This is a genomic window from Limihaloglobus sulfuriphilus (assembly GCF_001999965.1).
In the GTDB taxonomy this organism is placed as follows: domain Bacteria; phylum Planctomycetota; class Phycisphaerae; order Sedimentisphaerales; family Sedimentisphaeraceae; genus Limihaloglobus; species Limihaloglobus sulfuriphilus.
Window position 1 is genome coordinate 482,320 of record NZ_CP019646.1, and the last position, 26,816, is coordinate 509,135.

Consider the following 26,816-nt stretch of genomic DNA (forward strand, 5'->3'; position numbering starts at 1 on the left):
ACACTGGGGCAATTTTTTACGTCATTTATCGTTTATCAGTGTGAGCATTATTTCCCGTTCTGCTCTGGGGCCGTCGAATTCGCAGACAAATATATTCTGCCAGGTTGAGAGCATAAGTTTACCGTCTTTGACCGGCACTGTTTCACTGGGGCCGACAATACCTGCCTTGAGGTGGGCGTCTCCGTTGCTGTCCTGCGCATCATGAAGCCAGACGCCGCGGGGGATCAGCTTTTGCAGAAGGCTCACGACATCACGCTGAACACTCTCGTCCCAGTTTTCCTGTATCATGATGCCGGCAGTTGCACCTCGGACGTAGATATTCAGCAGGCCGTTTTTTGTTTCTGATTCCGCTATAAACGATTCGGCGTGAGCCGTTATATCGTAGAGCATTTCTTTTTCGTCAGTGGCGATAGTTATTGTCTTTTGCATAAGTATTTTCTGAATAAAAGTTTATTTGTAGAATGAACCCAATATAGCTGAAAATATAAAAATTTCAATTCTGCCGTTGAAATATTATCAGACGCCAACGGCCTGCTGCGGCATATTTATGTAAGATATTTCTTTAAAAGGTTTTATCGGTCATGTCAATTGTCTTGTAAGCAGTTTATCTTTAATATGTCTGCTGTCTGTACCTGCGGGATAGCAGTTAATCGTAAAATTTCCCATAAAACTGTTAATAAATACTCAAAATTATATACAATGCATTGTTCGAAAATTAATGAACGCTGTAAATAAATAAGGATTTTTATCTCGTATGAGACTGCTTGACATAGATAATTACGAATCATATCTCGGGGATACCGAGGTTGTGGGAAGCTCTGCGCCGGACATAGAGGATATGCCCGAAACCATAGCTCTGCTGCCAATACGCAACGCTGTAGCGTTCCCCGGCACAATAATGCCGCTGGCTATCGGCCGCAAGGGCAGCAAAACCCTCTTAAAAGATTTAAAAGAGGATGAGCTTGTCGGCCTTATTACACAGAAGAACCCGGAAATTGATGAGCCCGGCCCGGATGATATTTATCAGGTTGGAACAGTCGCCTCGGTCTTGAAGGTGATTCAGATGCCTACAGATACGCTCACTGTTGCCGTCCAGGCTCACATGCGGTTTAGAATCGTTGAAATTACCCAGCACGAACCCTATATGCGTGCCAGGATTTCGGCGATGCCGGTTAAGCTCAAGACAACAAAGAAATTTAAGGCTCTTGTAGTAACTGTGAAACAGCAGGCGGCAAGAGTACTTGAATTGAGCCCGAATGTCCCGGAAGAGGCAAATATAATTCTTGAGAATATCGCCAACCCTGACACTCTCGTTGATTTTGTCGCCGGCACAATCAACGCCAAAGTCTCTGACAAACAGCAGTTTCTCGAAGAAGTTGATGTCCAGAAAAGACTCCAGAAGGTTTCATTAGAGCTTGCTAAACAGCTTGAGGTGCTGGAGTTGAGCCAGAAGATTCAGGGTGATGTTCGAAGCTCAATCGATAAAAGCCAGCGGGAATACTTTCTGCAGGAACAGCTCAAAGCTATACAAACCGAGCTGGGCCAGACGGATATGAAAACCGAAGAGCTTAACCAGCTCAAGGAGAAAATCAACAGCTCCGGTATGCCCGCAAAGGTTCGCAAAGAGGCGATGCGAGAGCTTGAAAGACTGAGTAAAATCCCGCAGATATCCCCTGAATACAGTGTAGCACGCTCATATATAGACTGGATTTGTGAGCTTCCATGGTCAAATTCAACCCAGGACAGCCTGGATATACCACGTGCGGAAAAAATTCTCGAAGCAGACCATTACGGCCTTAAAAAGGTAAAAAAACGTATTCTTGAATTTCTCGCGGTTCGCAAACTCAATCCCGAGGGTAAGAGTCCAATTCTCTGCTTTGCCGGCCCGCCCGGTGTAGGCAAGACAAGTCTCGGCAAGTCGATTGCCAGAGCAATGGGCAGGAAATTTGTCCGGATATCTCTGGGCGGCATACGTGATGAAGCTGACATCCGCGGCCACCGCCGCACCTATATTGGTTCTATGCCCGGCAGGATACTCCAGGAGCTGCGAAAATGTGACAGCAGCAACCCTGTATTCATGCTTGATGAGCTTGACAAGATAGGGCAGGATTTTCGCGGCGATCCGGCTTCTGCGCTTCTTGAGGTTCTTGATCCTGAGCAGAATAACACCTTTACAGATCATTACATAGATCAGCCTTTTGACCTGTCAAAGGTGCTTTTCATCGGCACGGCCAATTACATCGAGGATATCCCCGATCCTCTCTATGACCGTATGGAGGTGATAAACATAACCGGCTATACGGCGAACGAAAAGCTGAAAATAGCCAAAAAATACCTTGTGCCGCGTCAGTTAAAGGAAAATGGGCTCAAAAAATCCCAGATAACCTTTAAAGATGATGCGTTAATGCTTATCATAAACAGCTACACGCGGGAATCTGGAGTTCGCAGCCTGGAACGCCAGATAGCAGCGGTTTGCCGCTCGCTGGCGACAAATATTGCCAGAGGAACTAAGCGGCGGGCAACAATCACCAAAGCGGCAGTAAAGAAAATACTTGGCCTTGAGAAGTTTACGCTTGAGCTGGCCAACCGCATAGGCGTTCCCGGGGTTGTTGCAGGCCTTGCCTGGACACCTACCGGCGGAGACCTGCTTTTTGTTGAGGCTCTCGGAACACCGGGCAAAGGCGACCTTTCGCTTACCGGACAGCTTGGCGAGATCATGAAAGAAAGTGCCCAGGCGGCTTTTACCCTGGTAAAGAGCATCGCTCCGTCTTACAGTATAGATGAGGCGGCGTTTAAAGAATTCGATTATCACATTCACGTTCCCGCCGGCGCAGTACCTAAAGACGGGCCAAGCGCGGGAATTACGATGTTTACAGCTCTGTTCTCTCTTGTCATGGGTGTTAAGGTTCGCCCGGATTTTGCCATGACAGGCGAAATATCTCTTCAGGGCACAGTCCTGCCAATAGGCGGGCTTAAAGAAAAAGTCCTTGCCGCAAAACAGGCGGGGATAAAGACTGTTATTCTTCCCCGAAGAAATAAAAACGATATGGCAGATGTCTCTGATGAGATAAAGAAGGGGATGGAATTTATCTATATTAAACGGGCAGAAGAAGTCATTAAACATGTTTTAGACGAATAAAGGAATTTGATATGCAGGTAACTGTTAATGAACAAATAATTAACGAAGAGATGATAAAAGCTGAAATGGAACGCATGAGACCTCAGTATGAGGCGTGTTTCCAGGACATGGATAAGGATCAGCGGGAAGGGCAGTTGGAAGAATGGGCAAAGGAAAACCTTATAGAGCAAACGCTTATAAGCCAGTGTGCCGATAAAAGCGGTATCAAAATTGACCCGAAAAAGCTTGAGGATTCAATAAAAGAAATCAAGTCCCGCAATCCAAATGTTGAGGTTAATAAAGAGTTCAGAAACCAGCTTGAAAAACAGATGCGGCTTGAGCTGTTTATAGCCTCGCTTACAGAGGATGTGCCCGAGCCAAACGAAAAGCAGGTGAAAAAATACTATGAAAAACACAAAGACCGTTTTGTCGTTGGCGAAGCCGTACATGCAGCGCATATCGTGAAGCACCCCGGGCAGGGACTGACTCCAGAGCAGTCAAAGGCTGAACTGGAAACAGCTTATGAAAGACTCAAAAACGGCGAAGGCTTTTTCGAGGTAGCTAAAGACTATACAGACTGCGCCGACGGCGTCGATCTTGGCTATTTCGGCCGCGGCCAGATGGTGCAGAGTTTCGAAGATGTTGTCTTCAATATGGATCCCGGCTCATTTAGTGAAGTTTTCCAGACCGAGTTCGGTTATCATATAGCGACAGTTATGGATAAACAGCCCTCAGTGCCTGTTCCGCTGGATAGAGCGGCACCTGTTATACAGAAAGAGCTTCAGGACGAAGCAAAACGCAAGGCAGTGGAAAGTTTTGTGGATAACGAGAAGCTCAAGGCCCAGATAGAAATTTCGTAACATGCGGTAAATGCTCTTGACAAAATTGCCGGATAAAGTATTCTGATTAAAAGGTTAACGGCAGAATTAAATAACATGCTTTCAGAAAGGTCTTAATTATGCGTAATATGGCTATGATTATATTGATGTTGCTTGCCGCTGTTGTAATGTGCGGTTGCAGTTCAAACCGCTCGGGCAGAGCTCGTGAGGTCGTAAATCCAGAAGAGAAAAACTTTTATCGTTTGGCGGACCTTGATGTTGTCGATCCTCAGGAAATTGATCTGGTAGAGAATATGGCAACCCTGCGTACGCAATACTACGAAGCTCTCAGGGAACTTAACAAATATTACTCGCTTAAGGGTAACTATATCAAGACGCAGTGGAGTCTTAAGGAAATTGAAGACTTTAACCAGGCTTCTCAGTACACCTACATAAGCCCCGCACAGATTGTTGATGTTACTCCGGGTGCCCAGAGATCTATCGCGGCGGCAACAGAGTTGTTTTATGAGGCAGCCAGGATACATGACCGTGCTACTCAGTATGTAGTGGTCAAAGACAAAGACGGCTTAAGGCGGGCTCTGGCTAAATATAACCAGATCATAGCAAATTACCCCGAATCTGATATGATTGATGATGCAGCTTATGAGGCGGGAACAATTTACGAAGAGTTCAAAGAATATGACATCGCTCTTTTCTACTTTGAAAAGGCGCTTGAATGGAATCCGCAGATTGAATACCCTGCCCGTTTTCATATAGCTTATCTGCTGGACAGAAAGTTCGGCATGAAGAACGAAGCCCTGCCGTATTACCAGCAGGCAGTGGATCTGGAATCAAGCTACAGGCAGAATTACGAGTTTGCTCTCGAGCGTATAGAGGTGCTCACTTATGATCAGCGGCGCAGAGGCGCTGAGAGAGACCTTAAATAAATAGAAACACAACAAAGCCGGTTCCTTTTCAGGGGCCGGTTTTTTATCAAAACTATGAGGTAATTATATGAAGAAAACTGCGATTATTATTACTGCACTTATTTTTTGTGCTGTTTTTCAGGGGTGTAAAAAAAGTGACACTCCCGCAACCGCTGAATACAGTTCTGACCTGAAACAGGTTACTGATGTACAAAGCTCAATTGATGAGTATAAAGGTGAAAATCTTCTGGTTGTCTTCTGGGCGACCTGGTGTCCGCCTTGCCGCAAGGAAATACCGCATCTGAATCAGCTTGTATCTGAAAATGAAAGTGTATCGGTTCTGGCTTTGTCAAATGAAAAGCCTTCTACGGTAGTTGAGTTTATGCAGAAAAACGAAATGAAATATGATGTCGCCAGTGTAGAGAGTATTGACCTGCCGGCACCGTTTAATCAGGTAAATGCAATCCCGACAATATTTTTTATCTCTCCTGATGGAGAAATAAAGGAAAAAGTTGTTGGCGGCCTGGATTATGAATCTCTTAAGGAAAAAGCACTGAATTAAAATGCGTGTACTATACCTTGATCTTGATACGTTAAGACCCGATCACCTGGGCTGTTACGGTTATCACAGAAACACTTCCCCCAACATCGACAGAATCGCGGCTCAAGGTGTCCGCTTTGAAAATTATTATTGCTCTGATGCGCCTTGCCTGCCTTCGAGAACGGCAATGATGAGCGGACGTTTCGGCATACATACCGGCGTTGTCGGCCATGGCGGAAGCGCTGCTGATATGAGAATAGACGGCGAAGGCCGCGGCTTTAAATCAAGCCTTGACTCTGAATGTCTGCCCGCGATTTTCCGGCGTGAAAACATGAGAACTGTGCTTGTCAGCCCGTTCGCCGAGAGGCATTCAGCCTTTAACTTTTATGCCGGTTTCACCGAAATGTACAATACCGGCAAAAGCGGCATGGAGTCGGCCGAAGAAGTTTCACCTGTTGCCCTTGACTGGATAAAAAGAAATGCAAAAGATGATAACTGGTATCTGCACATAAACTACTGGGACCCCCACACGCCTTACAGGGCTCCGGAGGATTTTGGTGACCCGTTTAAAGATGATCCGCTGCCGGCCTGGCTGACAGAAGATGTTCTGGAGCAGCACAAATCGCATGTTGGGCCGCATTCCGTGCATGAGATAATGATGTTCCACGGAACACCGGATCCGAAATACCCGCGACATCCCGGTACTTTGTATAATATGGACGCGCTGCGGAAGATGATCGACGGTTACGACTGCGGCATACGTTACATGGATGAACATATCGGACGCTTGTTTGATGAGCTGGAAAAGCAGGGTGTGCTTGATGATATAATGATTATTATCAGCGCCGACCACGGCGAGAACCTCGGCGAGCTGGGGATTTATGGTGAACACGGCACGGCTGATCGGCCGACCTGCCGGATACCTATGATAATACGCCGCCCCAACGGCAAGCCGGCTGTAGATACGCAGCTAAGGTACAATCTCGACCTGGCGCCTACACTGGCAGAGATGTTCTGCCAGGATAAACAGCCCCGCTGGGACGGTGAGAGTTTTGCCGGAGTGCTTGACGGCAGTCAGGAACCTGATGCAAGAGATTATATTGTCATCAGTCAGTGTGCCCATGTCTGCCAGAGGTCTGTAGTTATGGGTGATTGGCTGTATATCCGCACCTATCATGACGGGTATCATCTTTTCCCGGATGAAATGCTCTTCAACACCAAAGACGACCCGTATGAGCAAGAAAATCTGTCAGAAGCCCGCCCCGATGTTTGCGGCAGGGCGGCCAGGTATCTGGAACAATGGCATGAAGAAATGATGAGTAAAATGCAGTGCCCTGTTGATCCGCTTAACACGGTTATCTCTGAGGGCGGGCCGTTTCACGCTAAAGGCCATTTGCGGGACTACGTTAAACGCCTTGAAGATACGGGACGCGGCTGGGCTGTGAGTGAGTTAAAAAACAGGTATCCGGGCGAATTTTCTTGTAAATCGAATATTTCGAATTAAAATGACCCTGAATTCGGCTTTTATACATTAAAGCCGGTCATCTTAGCAATTATTATATCTAAGGAAACAGATGCTTTGCCCTTATTGCAAAAAAGATAACGATAAGGTTATTGATTCGAGATCTTCTGATCTCGGCGCCGTTATTCGAAGACGGCGGCAGTGTCTTGAGTGCGGCAAGCGATTCACTACCTATGAAAAAGCCAGTGAGACCCAGAAACTCCGTGTAATAAAGAAAGATTCAACACGGGTTCCCTATGAACGCGAAAAGATTGTTTCCGGCCTGGAGAAAGCCTGTTATAAAAGACCCGTTTCGGCAGAACAGATCCGTTCTCTTGCCGAAAAAGTAGAAGATGATATTTTTCGTAAATTCGATAAAGAGGTTTCATCTACATTTATCGGCCAATGCGTCATGAATCAGCTGCGGGAGTTTGACAAAGTCGCTTACATTCGCTTCGCAAGTGTTTATAAAGACTTCAACGATGCAGATGATTTTGTTACTGAGATCAGCGAGGCAACAGAGGAAGCTGCGGATGAATCTGAAAAAAGCCTCTTCGGCCTGGTAGATGAACCGGCCAATCCCTGAAAACCAGTCTCAAGGCCTCTGAAGCCGCAGTTTTTTTACAGTGATTTCAGGTTGCCTAAGTGCTGTTTTCTGAATTCGTTGGGGCTTGTGCCGGTTTCACGTGTAAAGAATCGTGTCAGATGGGGTACTTCGCTAAAATTCAGCCTGAGAGCAATCTGCGAAACAAGCAGATTAGTTTCCAAGAGCAGTTTTTTTATTTCCTCAAGGCGGGCCCTCCGTATTTCTTCGTGAACAGAGCGGCCCAGATGCTTCTTAAACCGCCGTTCAAGCCCTCTTCGGTGAATAGCCGCCGCCTCTGCCACTTCGTCCACCTGAATGAACCGCTTTGAGTTCATTCGTATATAGCTCAATGCCCTGGCAACCGTTTCGTCCTCAATCATAAATATATCGGTTGACTGACGTGCCTTAACGCCGAGTGTCTGGACAACAACGTTTTCGTATGGTCCCGGCCGGCCCTGCATCATTCTGTCGAGAACCTCGGCGGCTTCGTAGCCGGCTTTTTCCGCGTTGACCGATATACTCGAGAGCGGCGGCTGAGTGAGCTCGCAGATCGTCTCGTCATTGTCAACTCCTAATACCGCAACCTGTTCTGGGACAACAAGTTCGGCAATTTTACAGGCCTCAAGTACGTGCTTGCCCCGTTCGTCGTTACACGCCATTACCGCCACAGGTTTGGGCAGAGATACCAGCCAGTCGGCAAGCTCTTCCTGCTCTCTTTTCCAGTGCTTATGAAGAAACAAAAATGGTTTTTCGTACAAAGCCGGCTCTATGCCCTCTGCCTTGAGCCTTTCTGCGAAATATTTCGCTCTGATTTGCGACCATTCGAGGTTGCTGAAACTGCAATACGCGAAATTTCTGAATCCGGCGTTGAGGAAATATTCAACAGCGGTGCAGCTTTCGTTTTTCCAGTCACCTATAACGTTAGGGTAGCCTGGGATTTCTGCGTTGGTTGTAACTATCACAGCCGGCAAATCCGGCGGCAGCAGCTTGTGAAGGTTTTCTGATGTGTCAAAGTATGTAATAATCCCGTTGGCGTTCCAGTTTTTAAGAAGCGGCAAAACTTCATCAGGTTCGCCGCGTTCATTAAAAAACGACCACGGCCCGTGCAGGCGGGAATAACGGGCTATTCCGCGAAGAAGGCCCCTGCAGTAAGATGCCAGTGCCGGCACCAGAACTATTATTCTCGGAAGTTCTTTCATCGTCAATCCAATTATCTTCTGGTTTTAAATCTGTATATACTATAAATCATTGTCGGTTTATTGCAAATTTATTTTCATTACCCGTCACTTGTCGCAAAAATATAAAAAATAGTGCAGAAAATGGTGTTTTATCAATGTTTTATTTGGGTATGATAGCAGTTATAAATAACAATGAAATTTTAAATTGTGAGGAAACAGCAGCTTATGAACAGAAAGAAATCTTTTTTATTTATTTCAATTGCGGTTTTATGCTGTCTTTTTGCATCGTGCAGCAGTTGTGAGTGCGGAGGCGTGGAAAAAATGATGACAAGAGGCCCGTACGGGTTTTTATGGTGGGAGGATGGGTTTTCTAATCTTAAGCCGTTGGGCAGCAGAGAGCTAAACATACAAACCAGCAGTTACGGCCTGTCTTTTAATGTGGAAACTGCTGATATAACCCGTTTTGGAAGGATAAAGACAGATTTCAGGGCAGACGATGTCCCCGGCCAGGGTAACCGGATCGTGCAGAAACTTGAAGAGTCTGAACTGAATATGGAGCTTAAAATCGACGGCAGGCTTTACACCTGCAAGGGCGGGGTTGATTTTACATCACAGATTGAGTACAAAAAAATACCCTACAGGCTGATAAATACAGGCCGTTATGTTCAAAGATATGACCTTCTGGGCATTTTATTCGAAGACAGTGACGGCAATCCTGCCCCTGCGGATGTTCGCCTTGAGCTTCTGTCCTGGCCGGATAGTCTTACACTTGTTCTTGATGCTGAAGCGGAAAGCGAATTTGAAAATTTTGAGATGTCGTTGAAGCTAAAGGGCAGTGGTAAAGTCTGGCTGGAAGCGGATAAAACTTTTGAGAATGTAAAGCGGGCTGATTCCTGTAAAGTATTCAGCACATGGTCTGCGGATACCGAATCGGAATCTGTTGAAGAACATATCGAAGTCTCGGCAAAGGCGAAGGAATCTCTTTCTGCCGGATTCGAAAAGCAGCAGGACTGTTTTGTTATTGATATACCCAGTGATTTCTTTTATGTAGGCAAGCCGCATCAGTCGGTTGAGTCTTGTGATGTTTTTATACGAAATGATTCTGAGAAGAAACTGCCGGTGAAGCTGTTTTTCCGTATGGAATATGAGCCGGGTCAGGGCGCATCAGTTATCGGCACTGCTCCCATACTCTGTTACGCAGACGGGCGGCCAACGGGTGATTTTGTCCAGATATCCAAAAACTGGCACCGCCCGGACGACGGGGAGTATCCTGAATATGTGGATAACTGGTTTTACGCATATACAATTGTAGAGATGCCCGCAAAATCCTGTTCGCAATTTAAGTACAAGACTGTCAACGGTTTTCTCGACGGAGTCCCGATTGTTTCTCATTCTCAGCTTTGTCTGCTCGGCTGGGGCGGCAACCAGCTCTGGGAACAGGTGGCGATAGGCAACTGGGGTGAGGCGATATGTTATGACCCGGATATCGGCCTGAATCGCAGTTTCATAGATGATGTCCGCCCGCTTATGGTCTGGTCGATGGGTGATGAAGACCGAATTAAATGGGGCTGGACAAACAATGTGGGCGGCGGCAATTTTCTGCAATATTATGACCAGAGCGGCCAGGAGCAGAAACTTGTGTCGGTCAAAACGCTGCATCGCGTAAACGGGCCAAACTGGACAGAGGCGGTTTACAGCGGGATTACACGGGATGGGGCGATCAAAGCGGAGATCACGGTTTCAACGCCACGCTGCGAGGACTATAACCGCAGCAGGCACCGTTTTCGGTACGAAGTTCTCAAGCCGGTTAATTTTTCGCGGCTTGCATTTTACCAGATGGGCGCAGACAACTACAATACCAGTGTTTTCGATCTGATGGCAAGAGGCAGCGCAGATGGCCTTGTGGAAGAATGGAAGCCCGAGATGGGCGGCAAAAAATATCACCGCAAATCCATTGCCTGCAAAGGGGATCTGCCGTGGTTCTCGATACATAAGACTACCGATTGCAACAGTTTCAGAGAGCGGAAAGGCGCTTTGGCAAACAGAGGCCTGATCGTTCGTGACTATTCTGCCAGAATCAACGGCACAGATTACAATTACCCGTTCATGAGCAATTTCGGAGTGGAGAACGGCTCACCGAGCAGCAATGTTGAGCTCTCTGCTCCAGAGGGCGTCAGCACGCTCAAACCCGGGGATTTTGTGGAATGCAGTCTGGATTTTATAGTTCTGCCAAAGAAGGCTGATGATTATTACGGCACTAACGAGACTCTCAAGGCTTATCTTGAGAAATACGAGGATACCTGGCGGCCTGTTTACAGAGAGGCTGTTCTCAACGACCTAAAGGTTCAGATGCACTCAGGTATTCTTGTGGAGAATTACCCTCTTGTAGTTTGTGTCGATGAAGAACAGAAAGCAGAGTTTACAGTAACCGGCGGGGCGGGCTATGTGCCTGTGATTTTCGCCGATGTTACGTCGGGCAGAGGCTTCCGGCTTGTTGAAATAACAGAGGGCAAACAGGTTGATATTCATGACAATATAAATTATCAGCTTGATAAAACGTGCTCTGATACTTACAGAGTAACTTACAATATCAGCCTTGATCCTGATAACGGGAAATCACATGCCAGAAGACTGAAATTTACTGTTAAATAGTAATGGAGTAATATAATGGATTTGAGCAGAAGAAATTTTATCAAAACTGCATGTTTATGTTCAATCTTTCCGGCTTCGGCGATAAAATCATCTTTTGGTGCCGCGGAAAGGCCCAAAGCTGACAGACCGCCTAATATCCTGTTTATACTTACAGACGACCAGGGCTATGGGGATATCGGCCGCCACGGTCACCCTTTGCTCAAGACGCCGAATATTGACAGGCTATACGATGAGAGTGTGCGTTTTGATAATTTCTACGTAAGTCCGTGCTGTGCCCCGACGCGGGCAGCTCTCTTAACCGGAATGCACGAGTTTAAGAACGGCGTTACGCACACAATTGAGCCGCGGGAGCATCTCAACAAAGACGCTGTAACCCTTCAGGAGCTTCTGAAAAAACGCGGCTATGCTACCGGCCATTTCGGCAAATGGCATCTGGGTAACAGCCCGGGATATTTCGCGCATGAACGCGGGTTTGATGTTTCAGTTCGACCTTGCGGCGTGCATACATCAAGCAATTTTGATGCGGGGATAATCCGCAACGGAAAACAGGAAGACTCAAAAGGATTCCGTGAGGATGTCCTGTTTGACGAGGCGATAAATTTTATAGAAGACAATAAAGACAAGCCTTTCTTTTGTTATCTGGCGACTTTTTCGCCTCACACACCTCTTGTGGCTCCAGAGAAATTTATAAAGCCCTACAAAGGCAAAACGCGTGATGATATCGCTGTTTTTCTGGGTATGATAGCAAATATTGACTGGAATGTAGGGCGGATAATGTCCAAACTTGACCAGCTTGGGCTTGACGATAACACTATTGTTATGTTTATGAACGACAACGGCCAGACGGTAGGTCTCGACCTGTATAACGCCGACATGCGTGGGTGCAAGTGCACAATCTGGCACGGCGGCTCAAGAGCGATGTCGTTCTGGAGATGGAAGGGCGTCTGGAAGCCCAGAACAGAAGATGCCCTCACAGCCCATCTTGATGTTCTGCCGACACTTACAGAGCTCTCTGGTGCAGAAATCCCCGCAGGGACACGCAAACGGCTTGACGGTTACAGCCTTGTTGAGCTGCTTGAATCCAAAGACGGTGATTTCCCCCGTGACCGCAAGCTATACGAACATGTCGCCAGATGGCCCAATGGTATGGCTGATTCTCATAAATACGCCATGGCGGCTGTGCGGCAGGGAAATTACCTTTATGTTCGCAGCCGGCCCTGTGATAATCCCGAATGCACGCCCAAGGTGATGGGTAATCAGTGCCATACACTGCGGCTCGTTGAAAAAGGAGCAACGGCGGCTACATATACACGCGACAATGCGCAGTTTCACTGGGGTGTTACTCCCGGCGACGGCTGGGCACTCTACGATACGAAAAAAGACCCCGGGTGCATGAATGACATCTCTAAAAAACATCCAGTGCTTGTAAAACAGCTGAAAGCCGATTATGATAAGTGGTGGGACACTGTCCGTCCGGCTATGATAAACGAAGAATAAATTTTACAGGCTGCGAGGTGCAAAATGAATAATGTAAATACGACAAGACGGTCTTTTCTCAAGACTACTGTTTCTGGCGCTGCCGGATTTGCCGGTATGTCAATGTTTGGCGGATGTCAGGCAGCAAAAAACTTTTTCAGCTCAAACCCAGAGAATCGCCCCAATATACTGCTTGTTATAACAGATGATCAGGGATATGGCGATTTGAGCCTGCACGGCAATCCGGATCTTGAGACCCCCAATATCGACGATTTCGGGGAAAATAGCGTTCAGTTTACGAATTTTTATGTCAGTCCGGTATGCGCTCCAACACGTTCAAGCCTGATGACAGGCCGCTATCACATGCGAACTGGTGTTGTTGATACCTATATCGGCAGGGCGATGATGCGCAGCGAAGAGGTCACACTTGCCGAGATGCTTAAACGCCTTGGATATACAACAGGAGTCTTCGGCAAATGGCACCTTGGCGACAATTACCCGATGCGCCCGCAGGAACAGGGCTTTGATGAGGTTGTGATGCACATGGGTGGAGGGCTTTGCCAGCCGTCGGACTATCCGGGCAACAGCTATTTTGACCCGATGTTGATGCACAACGGGCAGTGGCAGAAGTATCACGGCTACTGTATGGATGTCTATACTGATCTTACGATCGATTTTATGAAAAAGAATAAAGACAAGCCGTTTTTTGCATACCTGGCAACCAATACCCCGCATTCTCCCCTTCAGGTTCCTGATGAGTATCTTGAGCAGTACAGCAGTTTAGGTCTGAAAGATAAAACCGCCCGGCTTTACGGCATGGTAAAAAATATTGATGATAATTTCGCACGGCTTATGGATGTTTTGAAAAAGCAAGGGCTTGCTGATAATACAGTTGTGATTTTCATGACCGATAACGGACCGTGCCCGTCCTCAATTGAAGATGACAGATACATGGCAGGTCTTCGCGGCAGGAAAGGCACTGTCTATGAGAATGGCATCAGGGTGCCGTTCTTTATTCGCCGGCCGGGGGAAAACGATGCCGGCAGAAAAGTTGAGTGGCCCTCGGCTCACATCGATGTCCTGCCGACACTGCTTGAGATGTGCGGCGCAGACAAGGCCAAAAACATTGACGGCGTGAGCCTGATGCCGCTGCTGAATAACGAGAAAAAATCCCTGGGCCAGAGGAATCTTTATTTCCAATGGCACCGCGGAGATGAACCAGAGCTTTACAGGGCATTTGCCGTTCGCGGCAGCCGCTATAAACTCGTGCAGGCAAACGGCGTAGAGGAAGATGCGGATTTTGAGCATAAATTTGAGCTGTTTGATATTGTAAAAGACCCCGGCGAAAAACATGACATCTCCGCCGCACACCCGGAAATAGTGAAACGTATGAAAGATGAATATAGACAATGGTTTAGCGATGTTTCATCTAAAGGGTATGAGCCGCCGCTTATAATAATAGGAACAAAGCACGAAAACCCCGTTACCCTTACCCGTCAGGACTGGAGGGACACGAAAGGCTGGCAGGATGAACATATCGGCAGGTGGTATGTTGAAAACGCGGCTGACAGGAAATATCAGATTAAACTCAGATTCCCAGCTTCATACGATAACACCGGCAGGGCATATCTGGTTATTAACAGCCAAAGATATTCGCTATCCGTTCCCGCGGGTTTAGACGAGATAATTTTCACAGATATTCAAATCAGCAAAGGGCCGGCAACGGTCAAAGGTTGGATTCAGGCCGGCAGTGTAACTAACGGTGTAAAATTTATCGATATATCTTTCTAACAGCAAAGAGCAGCGATAATCAATTGAAGTCAAAACACATGTCAAATAGCAGTTTATATGCTTTTGCGGTTTTATTTCTTGTTGGGTCGGTATGCGTGTTCGGTCAGGGGCGAGTGCCGGCATCCGGCGGCGGGCTTGAGACGGGTCTGGTCTGGGATGTTGATAATTTAAAATCTCAGCCCGTGCGAACCTGGCCTGATACTGACTGGCAGGTTGACGGCGTGAAGTCTTTATACTATTGCGGTCTTGACTACAAAGGCAGGCCGACACGGGTCTTTGCGTATCTGGGAGTGCCGAAGGGGGCTTCTGTTGAGAAACCAGTTCCCGGCGTTGTCTGCGTACATGGCGGCGGCGGTACGGCGTTCGCTGAATGGGTCAAGATATGGAACCAGCGCGGCTACGCGGCGATATCAATGGATGTTGAAGGGCAGGTTCCTGATAAACAGGATGACAGGCACAGGCGGCCCCAGCACAATTGGCACGGCCCGAGGAGGGCGGGGATATTCGATGATATTAGAGAAAATATTGAGGATCAGTGGATGTTTCACGCTGTTGCCGATGTTATCCTGGCTAATACGCTGCTTGGCAGTATGCCGGAGGTTGACGGCGAGAGAGTGGGGCTTACCGGTATATCCTGGGGAGGCGTTATATCCAGTATAGTTGTCGGCGTGGATGACAGGTTTGCTTTCGCGGCGATCGTGTACGGCTGCGGTTATCTCTTTGAGGCTCAAAATCACTATACTACAGCTTATGAGGGCATGGGGCAGCAGTTAGCCCCAAAGTGCCGAAATCTCTGGGATGGTTCGAGCTATCTGGTGAATGCCGATATGCCGATATTATGGCTCAACGGTGTCAACGACAATCACTTTCCACCGCCCATATTCAACAAGTGTTATCTCGATACAAAGGACAGCGCAGTAATGTCCATGCAGCTTGACCTGAAGCACAGCCACCAGCACGGCTGGGCTCCGGAAGAAATTTACGCTTTCGCAGACAGCATCGCCAAAAACGGCAAACCGCTGCCCAGAGTGATTGAGACTGGCAAAAACGGCGAAGTATGGGTGAGATTCAGCGGTGAGAATCCGCCGGTTAAAGCAGAGCTGATATATACCTGTGATGAAGAAAACAGCTGGCCGCAGAAACAATGGATTTCGAAGGAGTGCCGCATGTCAAAAAACAAGGCTTCGATTAAACTGCCCGATGGCGTTGTTTCGTACTATTTCAACCTGACAGACCGCGATGGGCATATAGTAAGTTCAGAAATAAAATTTCAAATGGATCGTAATTGAAAGTTCAATCCGGCCTTATTGAAAGTGTCACTCTCCGCAGGTGAGAATTATTACATTGCGATAGCGATTATTATTACTGTCCCATGTTATTTCAACGCATTCATCAGATTGATTAAAACGGGCACTGCCGTGCTTGAACATTTCGGCTGACACGATTTTTCGCTCAAGCGGCTCGAGCGTAAGCCTGCATTCAGGTGCGTCTTTCACATGCAGATATATTCTGTTTCCTGATTGAGTGCTGCCGCCCCAGTCGCCGGGCTTGAAAGGGCCGGCTTTGGTATTGTACAGCGTTTCACCGTATTTTTCCAGCCGGCTGCCAATTTCTCTGAGTCTCTGGGCCTGGCGGGGTTCTATTTGCCCTGTAGGCATCGGCCCAACATTCAGCAGCAGATTTCCTCCGCCGCATACGCAGCTTACAAGCATGTCTATGCATTGGGGCAGAGACAGCATCTCCGCATCGGGTTTCCATGACCACTGGTGGCCGGCAAGAGTTATACAGGATTCCCACGCGCGCTCGGGCTGGTATTTTCCGATTCTCTGCTCTGGTGTATCAAAATCTCCCCAGTATTTACGCGGCCCCTTGTTGTATCCGGCAAGAACCGCCAGCCTGTTGTTGACCAGGATTCCGGGTTGAAGTCTGCGTATCATGGATATAAGCTCCGGAATATGCCAGTCTTTCCCGAGATCGCTTTCCCCGAAGCTGTCGAACCATATTATATCTATCCTGCCGTAGCTGCTCAGCAGCTCACGTATCTGATTAAACATGAATTCTTCATATTCGCTGTTATCACCTCGCAGGTACGCAGGGTGATACCAGTCGCGCTGCGAGTAATAGACACCGAATTTCAATTTGTGCCGCCGGCATGACTCGGCAAGTTCTTTAACAATATCACGTTTAAACGGTGTGTTGGCTATATTGTAATCAGAATACCTGGTGTGGAAATTCGAGAACCCATCGTGATGTTTGGCGGTGAATACCATGTATTTCATGCCCGCATCTTTTGCCAGAGCAGCCCATTCGTCCGCATCGAACTTAACGGGATTAAACTGCTTGTAAAGATTGTCGTATTTCTCTTTGTCTGTTAGAGTCCTGTTCCAATCTAATTCAGACGGCGGCTTGCCATCATGAATGTCAAAAGGCCTTTTGGCGTCTCTTGACCAGCTGAGCTCTCCTCCTGTCAGGCTTACCGGCCCCCAGTGTATGAACATCCCGAAGGCTGCATCTGTAAACCATTGAATATCCTGTTCAGAGCAGCGCCAGGGCAATCCCAGGTCTTCGTCAGCCCAGAGAAAATCACCCGGCGATATTACAATAACTGTACAGACCAAGAGAAAGCTGAAAAGATTACATGTCTTTATTTTCTCTCGCATTTTTGTAATCCTGATCGATTCTAATGTAGGTAATAATGAAAGTGACGGCAAATACTGCTAATAGAAATAAGCCCAGTTTCGGGCTGCCCAGCAGGAGTTTACCGATTCCGAAAATGAGCGAACCTACGCATAATGTAGCTATTGTCCATGAAATGAGAGTTCTTATTACAGGCTCATCAGAGTGATATTCTTCGTCAAGCTCTCTGATGACCGGTTTCCAGAGAATTCCAAATGGCCGGGCTTTAAGCAGGAAACTTTTTAGAAGTTCCATGTCAGTGGGCTTTGTAAGCAATGACACGATAACAGCTGTAGCCGATACAACGATTATCGCAAAGCTCATTCTGGCTCCGAGCAGATTCGGGTCGCTGCCGAAATCTGCCGCCTCATTAAATCGCAGAAGCATTCTCGCCGGCGTATCCAGTACATCGGTAAAGAGTATCAGCGGCGTTACAGTCCATGATACGGCCGTAGCCGCTAAGTCGCCTATTGCGTTAAGCCTCCACCAGAACCACCTGAGCATGGCAATTACGGCAAACGATGCGCCGATCACAAAGGAGATCGAGAGCAGCTGCTGTATATCTCTTGCGAGAAATGATATAAGCCCTCCGGCTGCCGCCATCAGTAATGTGCCGCCGCGAGCGATCCATACGTAATGGTTCTTCGATGCGTTTTTAACGAGAAAACGTTTGTACACATCGTTTACCAGATATGATGAGCCCCAGTTGAACATGGTGCTGATCGTAGATACAAACGCGGCGAGCATCGCTGCGATGACCATTCCCCTCAAGCCTGCCGGCAGGAGCAGTGTTATCATGCGGGGATATGCGTTGTCGTCAGATACTCCCTCGCCCAGTGAGGGAAATATTATTACAGAGCATAATGCCACTATAATCCAGGGCCAGCAGACAAGCCCGTAGTAGCAGATTGTATGCATGTACATCGCCAGCGTGGAATGTCTCCAGTCTTTGCAAGCCAGAAGCCTCTGTGCCTGATAGCCGCCGGATACCGCCACTACAAGCCAGAGAACGCCGAAGTATCCAACCGCGTTCCATAGTGACATCTGTGTCGGGCCGGAGCCGATACTTGGGGCGATGTTGAGGTTTCGCCCGTTCCAGTCGCTCATTTGAGATAGTTTTTCCGTCATAGCCTCAAGTCCGCCGACGTGCCTTACGGCCAGAATCGCCAGAATCAGAGTCCCGATTGTTGCTATGACAAACTGGAGAAAATCGCTGTAAACCACGCCGTAGAGTCCCGATAGAGTGCAAAGAATAAGGGCGGTTGCCACGACTCCCGCTGTTGAGTACATTCTGTATTCTTCCGGTATTCCCATGGCTTCGCGGCTTATTGTCTCCATTGCCTTCGTGACCCAGCCGATTATCAGCGGACAGAAAAACGCCGCCAGCATCGTGCCGGAATAAAACCTCAGAACCTTTGCTGCTTTGCCGGAGTATCTCACCTCGAGAAATTCAATATCTGTCATTACGCCCAGCCGCCGCCAAAGCCTGGCGAAAAGAACCACGCACAGGGCTGCACCGATGAGCGGTGCCCAAAACTGCCAGATATAGTAAACCCCGTACTGCCGCACCAGCGATGTTATCCATAGAGGTGTATCCGCGGCAAAACTTGTAGCTATCAGTGAGCCGCCTGCGATATACCACGGCAGAGAGCGGTTTGAAATAAAATATGATTCAATATCCGCGCTTCCTTTGCGGGTAAAAAACGCACCAACGCCCAGCATCGAAAGGATAAAGATTATTATAACCGACCAGTCAATAAAATTCAGTGTTTCTGTCATGTTGTAAACCTAATATTTGTTATTAGAACGGGCGTATCTAAAACAGCAAAAAACCGGCGGGTGTCCTGCTTAACAGCACCCGCCGGTAAAATCTCATCATTGTATCAGGAAATCAGAAAGTTTCATTGTTTAGTATTCTTTGTACTTTGACATCCATGGCGCCATAGCATTCCAGAGCCTGGCGGCGTTGCTTGGGTTGCCTCCGTTTCCTTTTATGGTAAACATTCCCTCTGTGTCAAACGATTTGTGCCATTTGAGAGTCCAGAGCTCTTTTAGTCCGACTTTGCGGCCGGAGCCGTCCATAAACGAGACCTGAACATACCCATTGTGCCTGTCAACGCAGAAACGGTTCATGCTTTTATTGTTGTCGCTGACAACCTCGCCGTTGAATGAGGGCGGCGGGTCATCGTCGTTAGGCAGTCCGCAGTACCACCATGAATCGGCTAATATTGGGATGTTGTCAGCATTTTTATGCCCTGTTTTTCGCCAGAAATTCTCATTTCCAACGCCTTCAGCTCCGTGCAGGCCGGTTTCTCTGCTGCAAATATACCAGTTGACACCGTAGCTGCCGTAGTCGCCCTCAAGCGCATCAGTCCAGAAGTTTTTCTGCTGCTTGAAAGGGCCCCATACGCCGAAGGGGGCGCCGGTTTTTTGCGGGTTAGAAGCCTTGGGACAGGTGCGTATCTCAGGTGAATCGTAGTACGGCCGCATCGCTGCCGGCCAGAGGGCGCTTCCGTCTTGTGCGCTTATCCATCCGTAGTGGTACATTCCGTCATTGTCATTTGTGTACATCGCAAAGATAAGAGCCCACTGTCTCATATTTGAGCCGCATACGACAGTTTTGGCCGCTTCTCTGGCTTTTGTCAGAGAGGGCATCAAAATCGCCATTAGAAGAGCTATGATCGAAATCACAACGAGCAGCTCAATCAGTGTGAAAGCTTTTCTTTTCATGATAGTTCACTTTCTAATAACATGATACTAAATACAGTATAAGAGCCCGGGCACTTACCCGGGCCCGTTGATATTTAAAATTCAGGAGCAATGTACTCATCAAGCCATGCCGAGCCTATCAGAGAAAAATCAGCAAAGTCAACCGAATCGTCTCCGGTAAGATCGGTCATCGGCACAAGGCTAAGCTCGTATGTGAGCTGGTCGTAGTAACCGGTGCCCGGGCCATAGAGCGTTATCCCGTGATATGACGGTCCACCGCTTGCAAGCGGCGAGAATGAGACTCCGCTGCCGCTCTGAGTGGTTGTGCCGTCTGTGACTTCCCAGTCAAGCGTAACGGTGTTGGCGGCCTGATCTACGTGGTAGTAGGCTGATATGGTCAGCACGGCATCTGCGGGGAAGTCATACACATACACTGCATCCTGGGCTCCTTGTGTTGCAAAAACACCCCAGTCCGGGACTCCCTTGAGGAACTCGACCACTTGTTTTGTCGGGTCAGAAGCGTCTTTCATGACCCTGATCCAGCTTACAAATCTCTGGTTTGTGTCCATCAGGAAATCCTGCCACAAAGCCACTCCTGCCTCATCGTCGGCTTTTGCCGCGAAGACGATATCGGCGTCGTCAACCATATAGTAAGCATCGACAGAGTCGAATATTGTCGGCTGGGTGAAGTGCAGCATTCCCGCCTCATCTGTGAAATTGTATTCAGATGTGCCGGAACTCCTGTACGTAAAGTCTCCGCTTGCTATTACGTCAGAGCTGAAATCAAAATCATATACAACTTTTGGCCCTGCCTGCATAGTCCATTCAGGAATAATTGTTTCCATGTCCGACCAGTCAACGATACAGTCGCCGTTGAAGTCGTAGTCAGACCAGTCAAGAGGGCAGTCAAGCAGAGTTGCCGTAACAACAGTTTCACTCGTTCCGTCGTTGTCCCAGTCTGCCCATTCGGCATTGATCTTAGCCAGAGGGTTGCCGCCGTAGGCTATGAGGTGTCCCGATTCAAACCAGCTTTGAACATCAGCTCTTTTGTCGTAGGCTGATATTATCAGTGTTCCCTCGTGCAGATCTATTACGCCTTTGGAAGGGTCTTCGTTAAAGTAGATCAGAAATGTTTTTAAGACTCCGTCCCTTATAATTATTGAGCCGGAGCCTCCATTGTCAGTGTTGGCGGCGTCTATTCCTACACGCAGCCAATGCGCATCGATCCTGCCGCCCTGGTCGATCAATATGCCGGCATCGCCCCATGCTCCTACCGCGAAGCTGGCAGGGTTGAGTTGGCTGAGTCTCGAGCCTTCGCCGGTAACATTGATGAAGCCGGTTCCCCCGTTGCGCAATCTGGCTACATAGGCGTTGCGATTGACCTCAAGCACACCGCCGCCTTCAACGTAGAGCCCCGCGTTTGTTACATCAAACTGGCAGATATTCAGGTCGCGGCAGTCAACGTCCATACCCGTGGTAACGAGTATTGCAGTGTCCGATACATTTACGCCGGCATCGGTTTCCTCGCAGGGAACCTTGCCGCTCTGGTTCCAGTTAGCCGGATCCGTATATTCACCACGGTCTGGGCCGATGAACCAGGCAGTGCCGGCAGGGGCGCATTCGTAGCCGGGGCCTGTTGAATTTAAGCTGGCAGTTATGACGGTTTCCATATCGCCGTCGTCATTGCCGTCCCAGTCCATCCATTCAATATTTACCGTTGCTTCAGGGTCTCCGCCATAAAGAATGAACTGTCCGTTCTCCATCCAGCGGTCAACATCTCCAAAGTAATAATAGGCATCAATTACTATTGTTCCCTCATGCAGGTCGATAACTGCATCAGCAGGATCATTTTCGTTCATGTAAATATGAAATGCCTCAAGTACGCCGTCCATCACAGTAATATAGCCTGATCCGCCCTGATCCGCATTAGCTCCGTCAAGACCAACCCTGAGGTATTTTGCCTTAACAGTACCGTCATTGATAATTAGATTTCCCGTGCCCTGGTTTCCTACGACAAAGTTTGTACCCGCAGACTGGTCTATGACCGAATCTGCACCGTCAACAGTGACCGTTCCAACCGCGGCGGCGTTTAACCTTCCCAGATAAACGCTTCGGCCGATAGCCAACGTTCCTCCGCCTTCGACATACAGCCTTGAATCTGTCGCGATGTCGGTCTGGCCTACTATAAGGTCCATACAGGACATGGCCATGCCTGCAGATACGAGCGGGCCCTTTCCGGCAGTGTTGATGCCTGCTGTAGTCTGTTCGCAGGGTACCAACCCGCCCAGGTTCCAACTTGCGCCATCGTCCCAGCCGCCTCTGTCTCCGGCGGCTACATACCACGCCGTCACCTCGCCGGCGCATTCATAACCGGTTGAGGCTTTAATTGCTGTCACGGCTGCAAACGGTGTGATGCTCAAAGCCAGCAAAGGCATTGAAGATATCAGCATCAGGGCAACCGTAATTCTTGGAATGTTCATGCTTTTTGTAACCATAGTTTACTCCACTCTAAATGTTAATAACTACTACCAAAATAGCGATATACGCATTTTCGTTTTCTATTAAAGTCTTAAAGAGTCATTCATAATAGTTATACACATTATAAATGATTAAAAGTTAAATCAAATGCTATATTGCGTTATTATTTTATCATTTTACGACAGCTCTAAATGCGACTTATTTGGGCCATGGGTAGTGGTAAGAACCTGCCGCTTCCGGCATTTGATCCGATAAAGGCACAGTCTTGTGCCAGGCAAGCAGTTTTTTGCTAAGTTTTCTTACCACAGCCGGCTGTTCGCTTGCTTTGTTGTCTGTTTCGCCGGGATTTTCTTTGAGGTCATACAGTTCTACGCGGCTGCCGTCTGGATTCATCAGGAGTTTCCATTTCCCCTCTCGAATCGCCAGCGATGGGCTTTTTTGTATGTGCCTGCCCCATGATGAGTAACGGTATTCCCACATTATCGGCTTTGATCTTTTCCGCCGCGAACCTGCCAGCGAATCTAACATATTTTCGCCTGAGATTTTCATTTCTGTTGGCAGTTTTGCACCCGCCGCGGCGCAGAATGTCGGCAAAAGGTCGGCAGTTGACAGCACAAGTTCATTATCAATCTTGCCGGCGGGTATTTTCCCCGGCCAGCTTGCGACAAAGGGTGTACGGATACCGCCTTCATAGATACTTGCTTTACAGCCTCTAAATGGCCCCGTGCTTCCGGCTCCGCTGTGGGAAGTGTTGGCTCCCCATATAGGAGAGGGGCCGTTGTCGCTGGAGAATACTACCAATGTGTTGTCACGGATACCGAGTTCATCGAGTTTGTTCATAAGCCGGCCGAATTCTTTGTCAATGTTTGATATAACGGCATAGTACACCTGCATTGTGCCCTTATAGCCGCCTTTTGCCGGGCCCCATTTTTTGTAAGGTTCCATCTGTTCTTCACTTGGCAGCAGGATAGCATGGGGCTCACTCAACCAGACATTTGCATAAAAAGGCCCGTTTTTGTTTTCTTCGATAAACTTGATCGAATGGTTCACGATATGCATGCTCGATTCGTGCTCCGGGCTTTTGGGAGGGTAGCAGAAAGGGCCGTTGCTCAGGAATGTTGCACTTTTGTCAATTCCGTACTCCTCTGGCGGCGGGGCGGTTTTGTCCTGCGGCCCGCCCATGTGCCATTTGCCGAAGTGCCCTGTTGCATAACCGGCTTGCTTAAGAAGCCGCGGCAGTGCAGGGAGTTCTGGATTCAGATAATTGGGCATTCCCCGTTCTTTGTTAAGTTCCACCGCCGCAAGAGCATAGAAAAACCGAAGCTCTGCCGGAAAACGGCCTGTCATTACTGATGCCCTGGTTGGTGAGCATACCGGAGAATTGACATAAAAATTTGTGAGGAGTGTGCCTTCTTTGGCGAATTTATCAATGTTTGGTGTTTTAATACGGTCGTTGCCGTAACAGCCTAAATCTCCCCAGCCCATATCATCGCAGAAGAAAAACACGATATTTGGTTGTTTAGCGTCTGTTTCAGGTACGGATTTGACAGATGTCTCGGCATTTAACGCGCCGGCGAAGGCCGACAGCAAAGAGGCACCGGACAGCTTTAAAAAATCTCTTCTTTTCATTTTGCAAATCCTTTTAAAAAGGCTTCGAGTTGTAAGTCCTATGACAACAATAATTTACTTGGGCCAGGGATAGTGAAACGAACCTGCCGCATCAGGAAGCTCATCAGATAAAGGTATAGTTTTGTGCCAGGCGAGCAATTTTTTTCTAAGTTTTTTTACCACAATCGGCTGCTCGCTTGCTTTGTTATCTGTTTCGCTGGGATTTTCTTTGAGGTCATACAGTTCTACGCGGCTGCCGTCAGGATTCATCAAAAGTTTCCATTTGCCTTCTCTGATCGCCAGCGCCGGACTTTTTTGTATATGCCTGCCCCATGCCAGGTAGCGGTATTCCCACAAGATTGGTTTTGACCTTTGCCGCCGCGAACCTGCCAGCGAATCTAACATATTTTCGCCGGAGATTTTCATCTCCGCCGGCAGCTTTGCGTCTGCCGCGGCGCAGAATGTCGGCAAAAGGTCAGCGGTTGAGAGTACAAGCTCGTTATCAACCTTGTTTTCGGGTATCACTTTTGGCCATCTCGTTATAAAGGGTGCGCGGATGCCGCCTTCGTAAAGGCTTGCTTTGCAGCCCCTGAATGGGCCGGTACTCCCGGCGCCGCTGTGGGATGTATCCCAGCCCCAGATAGGTGATGGGCCGTTATCGCTTGAGAAGACAACAAGCGTGTTGTCACGGATAGCGAGTTCATCAAGTTTGTCCATCAGGCGGCCGAATTCCCTGTCAATGTTCGATATGACTGCGTAGTAAACCTGCATTGCGCCGCGGTATCCGCCTTTGGTTGGTCCCCATTTCTTATAAGGTTCCATCTGCTCATCACTTGGAACGAGAATAGAATGCGGCTCGCTGAGCGATACATTGGCAAAGAACGGCTTGTTCCCGTTCTGCTCAATAAATTTTATTGCATGATTTACTATGTGTTTGCTTGATTCATGTTGGGGGCTGTTGGGCGGATAACAGCCGGGACCGTTGCTCAGGAACGTGGCACTTTGGTCGATGCCGTATTCTGCCGGCGGCGGGGCGGTTTTGTCCTGCGGGCCTCCCATATGCCATTTGCCGAAATGACCGGTAGTGTAGCCGGCAGTTTTCAGCAGCCGAGGCAGCATCGGAAGCTCTGGATCCAGGTAATTGGGCATTCCACGTTCTTTGTTCTGTTCTACCGCCGCAAGTGCGTAGAAAAACCTGAGCTCCGCCGGAAAACGGCCGGTCATCACGGATGCCCTGGTTGGTGAGCATACCGGAGAATTGACATAAAAATTGGTGAGCAGTGTGCCTTCTTTGGCGAATTTATCAATGTTTGGTGTTTTGATACGGTCGTTGCCGTAACAGCCTAAATCGCCCCAGCCCATGTCATCACAGAAGAAAAAAACGATATTAGGTCTTTTCGCGGCTGGAGAGGATGCCGCATGAAACATGTTATTGTTTTTTAGACATCCCGCAAAGGAGCTGAATACCGAGACTGCCGAAAGTTTGAGAAAATCTCTTCTTTTCATGTCGTAATTCCTTTTTAAATGGCACTTTGCAGTTTAAAGCAGTTTTATTCTGCATTAGATTCACTTAAATACTACATATTCGCCAGTCAAATTAAATGCCTTATTGCGTTCTTGTTTTATCGTTTTGCGACGTTTTTGTGATAGGTACGCAAGTGTTTTGTTTGCATTACGCATAAGAATCAAATTCGGCTTCAGTCGCGATTTAAAAACCACCTCTTGAGACTGAAGCATTATAACAGCTTAGTTACTAAACCGAAACATCTATATATTAAAAAAGGGCGGCAAAAAATGCCGCCCTTTGGTATAAATCTTTGTCAGTAGTCTATCAAAGTGTCAATCTATATAAGGCTGTTTGCAAGGTCAACCGCTGATGCAGCATCGCTTGAATAGCCGTCTGCGCCAATCTTGTCTGCATAACCCTGTGTTACAGGTGCTCCGCCGATCATTGTTTTTACTGCCAGACCGGCCTCTTTGATGGCCTGGATGACTTTTTCCATGGCCGGCATCGTCGTGGTCAGAAGGGCGCTCATGCAAACGATCTTGGCGTTCTTCTCCTGTGCGGCCTGGATAAATTTCTCGGCTGTGCAGTCAACGCCGATATCTATCACATTATAGCCGGAACCTTTGAGCATCATTGCTACAAGGTTCTTGCCGATATCATGGAGGTCGCCCTGGACTGTTCCGATGACCACGTTTGCCTTGGGCTCAATTCCTGCTTCAGCGAGTTTCGGCTCGAGAATTTCCATAGATGATTTCATCGCACGTGCGGCAATGAGTACCTCAGGAATGTAGATTTCGTTCTTTTTGAAACGGGCGCCGACAACGTCCATACCGGCTACAAGGCCGTTATTGAGAACGTCTTCCGGAGCGGTACCTTCATCGAGTGCCTGTGTGGTTATACTTACCGCTGTGTTCTGATCACCTTTGATGATAGCTTCTGCAAGCGCATTAAGATCTGCCATAATTACTTATCCTTATTACTCTACCATATTTTTACTTTACTCTGCCTTCAAAAACACTTGAAAGCACTTTACCTACGTTATAGTTTATAAATTATGTTGGTCATGATAAGTTTTTTTTTTGAAAACTGATAAATAAGGAAAATTGTGACAATAATTAAGGCAAAATGTAATTATTGTGCTGAATTTTTTCAAAAACTATTGTCTGATAGGTCTTTATATCGCGTTTAAATTTGAGATAACACAAAATTTTACTATCGTATAATGACTAAGATTGATAAGATTCCCATCTG

General features: G+C 47.9%; 19 protein-coding genes. 10 read left to right on the forward strand and 9 right to left on the reverse strand.

The window, feature by feature from the left end:
- Positions 1–21: 21 nt before the first annotated feature.
- On the reverse strand, positions 22–429 hold the full coding sequence (locus SMSP2_RS01835) for a secondary thiamine-phosphate synthase enzyme YjbQ (protein ID WP_146682328.1): 408 nt from the start codon (positions 427–429) through the stop codon (positions 22–24).
- Between the two features lie 325 nt (positions 430–754).
- On the opposite strand from SMSP2_RS01835, the gene lon reads away from it, so the two are divergent.
- From lon to nrdR, 6 genes are all read left to right on the forward strand, one after another.
- Positions 755–3,139, forward strand: coding sequence for an endopeptidase La (lon, locus tag SMSP2_RS01840; protein WP_146682329.1), 2,385 nt, complete (start codon positions 755–757; stop codon positions 3,137–3,139).
- An 11-nt stretch (positions 3,140–3,150) separates the two neighbouring features.
- Entirely contained in the window at positions 3,151–3,978 is an 828-nt protein-coding gene (locus SMSP2_RS01845; RefSeq protein WP_146682330.1) for a peptidylprolyl isomerase, read from the forward strand.
- Between the two features lie 98 nt (positions 3,979–4,076).
- The gene (locus tag SMSP2_RS01850) at positions 4,077–4,883 is read left to right on the forward strand and encodes a tetratricopeptide repeat protein (protein ID WP_146682331.1); all 807 of its coding nucleotides are present in this window, start codon (positions 4,077–4,079) and stop codon (positions 4,881–4,883) included.
- Between the two features lie 67 nt (positions 4,884–4,950).
- Positions 4,951–5,424 (forward strand): TlpA family protein disulfide reductase, encoded by a 474-nt coding sequence (locus SMSP2_RS01855; protein WP_146682332.1) that lies wholly within the window; start codon positions 4,951–4,953, stop codon positions 5,422–5,424.
- Between the two features lies 1 nt (position 5,425).
- Positions 5,426–6,907 (forward strand): sulfatase family protein, encoded by a 1,482-nt coding sequence (locus tag SMSP2_RS01860; RefSeq protein ID WP_146682333.1) that lies wholly within the window; start codon positions 5,426–5,428, stop codon positions 6,905–6,907.
- Positions 6,908–6,977: 70 nt separating this feature from the next.
- Positions 6,978–7,490, forward strand: a complete 513-nt coding sequence (nrdR, locus tag SMSP2_RS01865) for a transcriptional regulator NrdR (RefSeq protein WP_146682334.1) — start codon at positions 6,978–6,980, stop codon at positions 7,488–7,490.
- Between the two features lie 35 nt (positions 7,491–7,525).
- Here the strand turns inward: nrdR and SMSP2_RS01870 are convergent, their stop codons facing one another.
- Positions 7,526–8,689, reverse strand: coding sequence for a XylR family transcriptional regulator (locus tag SMSP2_RS01870; protein WP_146682335.1), 1,164 nt, complete (start codon positions 8,687–8,689; stop codon positions 7,526–7,528).
- A 300-nt stretch (positions 8,690–8,989) separates the two neighbouring features.
- Here SMSP2_RS01870 and SMSP2_RS01875 point away from each other — a divergent pair, with 300 nt between their 5' ends.
- From SMSP2_RS01875 to SMSP2_RS01890, 4 genes are read left to right on the forward strand one after another with little or no spacing between them, the layout of a single operon-like run.
- The gene (locus tag SMSP2_RS01875) at positions 8,990–11,320 is read left to right on the forward strand and encodes a hypothetical protein (protein ID WP_146682336.1); all 2,331 of its coding nucleotides are present in this window, start codon (positions 8,990–8,992) and stop codon (positions 11,318–11,320) included.
- A 15-nt stretch (positions 11,321–11,335) separates the two neighbouring features.
- Complete coding sequence (locus SMSP2_RS01880; protein WP_146682337.1) at positions 11,336–12,817, forward strand: arylsulfatase; 1,482 nt, start codon at positions 11,336–11,338, stop codon at positions 12,815–12,817.
- Positions 12,818–12,841: 24 nt separating this feature from the next.
- Positions 12,842–14,587: an arylsulfatase gene (locus SMSP2_RS01885; RefSeq protein WP_146682338.1), complete on the forward strand. Its 1,746-nt coding sequence runs from the start codon at positions 12,842–12,844 to the stop codon at positions 14,585–14,587.
- A 38-nt stretch (positions 14,588–14,625) separates the two neighbouring features.
- Entirely contained in the window at positions 14,626–15,876 is a 1,251-nt protein-coding gene (locus SMSP2_RS01890; RefSeq protein ID WP_146682339.1) for an acetylxylan esterase, read from the forward strand.
- 27 nt (positions 15,877–15,903) lie between these two features.
- Here the strand turns inward: SMSP2_RS01890 and SMSP2_RS01895 are convergent, their stop codons facing one another.
- From SMSP2_RS01895 to SMSP2_RS01925, 7 genes are all read right to left on the reverse strand, one after another.
- A complete protein-coding gene (locus tag SMSP2_RS01895; protein WP_146682340.1) occupies positions 15,904–17,247 on the reverse strand; it encodes an alpha-L-fucosidase in 1,344 nt (447 codons plus the stop codon).
- Entirely contained in the window at positions 17,222–19,042 is a 1,821-nt protein-coding gene (locus tag SMSP2_RS01900) for a sodium:solute symporter family protein (RefSeq protein WP_146682341.1), read from the reverse strand. Before SMSP2_RS01900 ends, SMSP2_RS01895 begins: the two co-directional genes overlap by 26 nt.
- A gap of 129 nt (positions 19,043–19,171) precedes the next feature.
- Positions 19,172–19,993, reverse strand: coding sequence for a type II secretion system protein (locus SMSP2_RS01905; protein WP_146682342.1), 822 nt, complete (start codon positions 19,991–19,993; stop codon positions 19,172–19,174).
- Between the two features lie 74 nt (positions 19,994–20,067).
- On the reverse strand, positions 20,068–22,467 hold the full coding sequence (locus tag SMSP2_RS01910) for a hypothetical protein (RefSeq protein WP_146682343.1): 2,400 nt from the start codon (positions 22,465–22,467) through the stop codon (positions 20,068–20,070).
- Between the two features lie 181 nt (positions 22,468–22,648).
- Positions 22,649–24,079 (reverse strand): sulfatase family protein, encoded by a 1,431-nt coding sequence (locus SMSP2_RS01915; protein WP_146682344.1) that lies wholly within the window; start codon positions 24,077–24,079, stop codon positions 22,649–22,651.
- Between the two features lie 54 nt (positions 24,080–24,133).
- Positions 24,134–25,564 (reverse strand): sulfatase family protein, encoded by a 1,431-nt coding sequence (locus tag SMSP2_RS01920; protein WP_146682345.1) that lies wholly within the window; start codon positions 25,562–25,564, stop codon positions 24,134–24,136.
- 338 nt (positions 25,565–25,902) lie between these two features.
- The gene (locus SMSP2_RS01925; RefSeq protein ID WP_146682346.1) at positions 25,903–26,526 is read right to left on the reverse strand and encodes a corrinoid protein; all 624 of its coding nucleotides are present in this window, start codon (positions 26,524–26,526) and stop codon (positions 25,903–25,905) included.
- Between the last annotated feature and the right edge of the window lie 290 nt (positions 26,527–26,816).

Coding starts and splice junctions, on each gene's coding strand:
- SMSP2_RS01835 (WP_146682328.1), bottom strand. CDS start 429: ATGCAAAAGACAATAACTATCGCCACTGACGAAAAAGAAATGCTCTAC.
- lon (WP_146682329.1), top strand. CDS start 755: ATGAGACTGCTTGACATAGATAATTACGAATCATATCTCGGGGATACC.
- SMSP2_RS01845 (WP_146682330.1), top strand. CDS start 3,151: ATGCAGGTAACTGTTAATGAACAAATAATTAACGAAGAGATGATAAAA.
- SMSP2_RS01850 (WP_146682331.1), top strand. CDS start 4,077: ATGCGTAATATGGCTATGATTATATTGATGTTGCTTGCCGCTGTTGTA.
- SMSP2_RS01855 (WP_146682332.1), top strand. CDS start 4,951: ATGAAGAAAACTGCGATTATTATTACTGCACTTATTTTTTGTGCTGTT.
- SMSP2_RS01860 (WP_146682333.1), top strand. CDS start 5,426: ATGCGTGTACTATACCTTGATCTTGATACGTTAAGACCCGATCACCTG.
- nrdR (WP_146682334.1), top strand. CDS start 6,978: ATGCTTTGCCCTTATTGCAAAAAAGATAACGATAAGGTTATTGATTCG.
- SMSP2_RS01870 (WP_146682335.1), bottom strand. CDS start 8,689: ATGAAAGAACTTCCGAGAATAATAGTTCTGGTGCCGGCACTGGCATCT.
- SMSP2_RS01875 (WP_146682336.1), top strand. CDS start 8,990: ATGATGACAAGAGGCCCGTACGGGTTTTTATGGTGGGAGGATGGGTTT.
- SMSP2_RS01880 (WP_146682337.1), top strand. CDS start 11,336: ATGGATTTGAGCAGAAGAAATTTTATCAAAACTGCATGTTTATGTTCA.
- SMSP2_RS01885 (WP_146682338.1), top strand. CDS start 12,842: ATGAATAATGTAAATACGACAAGACGGTCTTTTCTCAAGACTACTGTT.
- SMSP2_RS01890 (WP_146682339.1), top strand. CDS start 14,626: ATGTCAAATAGCAGTTTATATGCTTTTGCGGTTTTATTTCTTGTTGGG.
- SMSP2_RS01895 (WP_146682340.1), bottom strand. CDS start 17,247: ATGCGAGAGAAAATAAAGACATGTAATCTTTTCAGCTTTCTCTTGGTC.
- SMSP2_RS01900 (WP_146682341.1), bottom strand. CDS start 19,042: ATGACAGAAACACTGAATTTTATTGACTGGTCGGTTATAATAATCTTT.
- SMSP2_RS01905 (WP_146682342.1), bottom strand. CDS start 19,993: ATGAAAAGAAAAGCTTTCACACTGATTGAGCTGCTCGTTGTGATTTCG.
- SMSP2_RS01910 (WP_146682343.1), bottom strand. CDS start 22,467: ATGGTTACAAAAAGCATGAACATTCCAAGAATTACGGTTGCCCTGATG.
- SMSP2_RS01915 (WP_146682344.1), bottom strand. CDS start 24,079: ATGAAAAGAAGAGATTTTTTAAAGCTGTCCGGTGCCTCTTTGCTGTCG.
- SMSP2_RS01920 (WP_146682345.1), bottom strand. CDS start 25,564: ATGAAAAGAAGAGATTTTCTCAAACTTTCGGCAGTCTCGGTATTCAGC.
- SMSP2_RS01925 (WP_146682346.1), bottom strand. CDS start 26,526: ATGGCAGATCTTAATGCGCTTGCAGAAGCTATCATCAAAGGTGATCAG.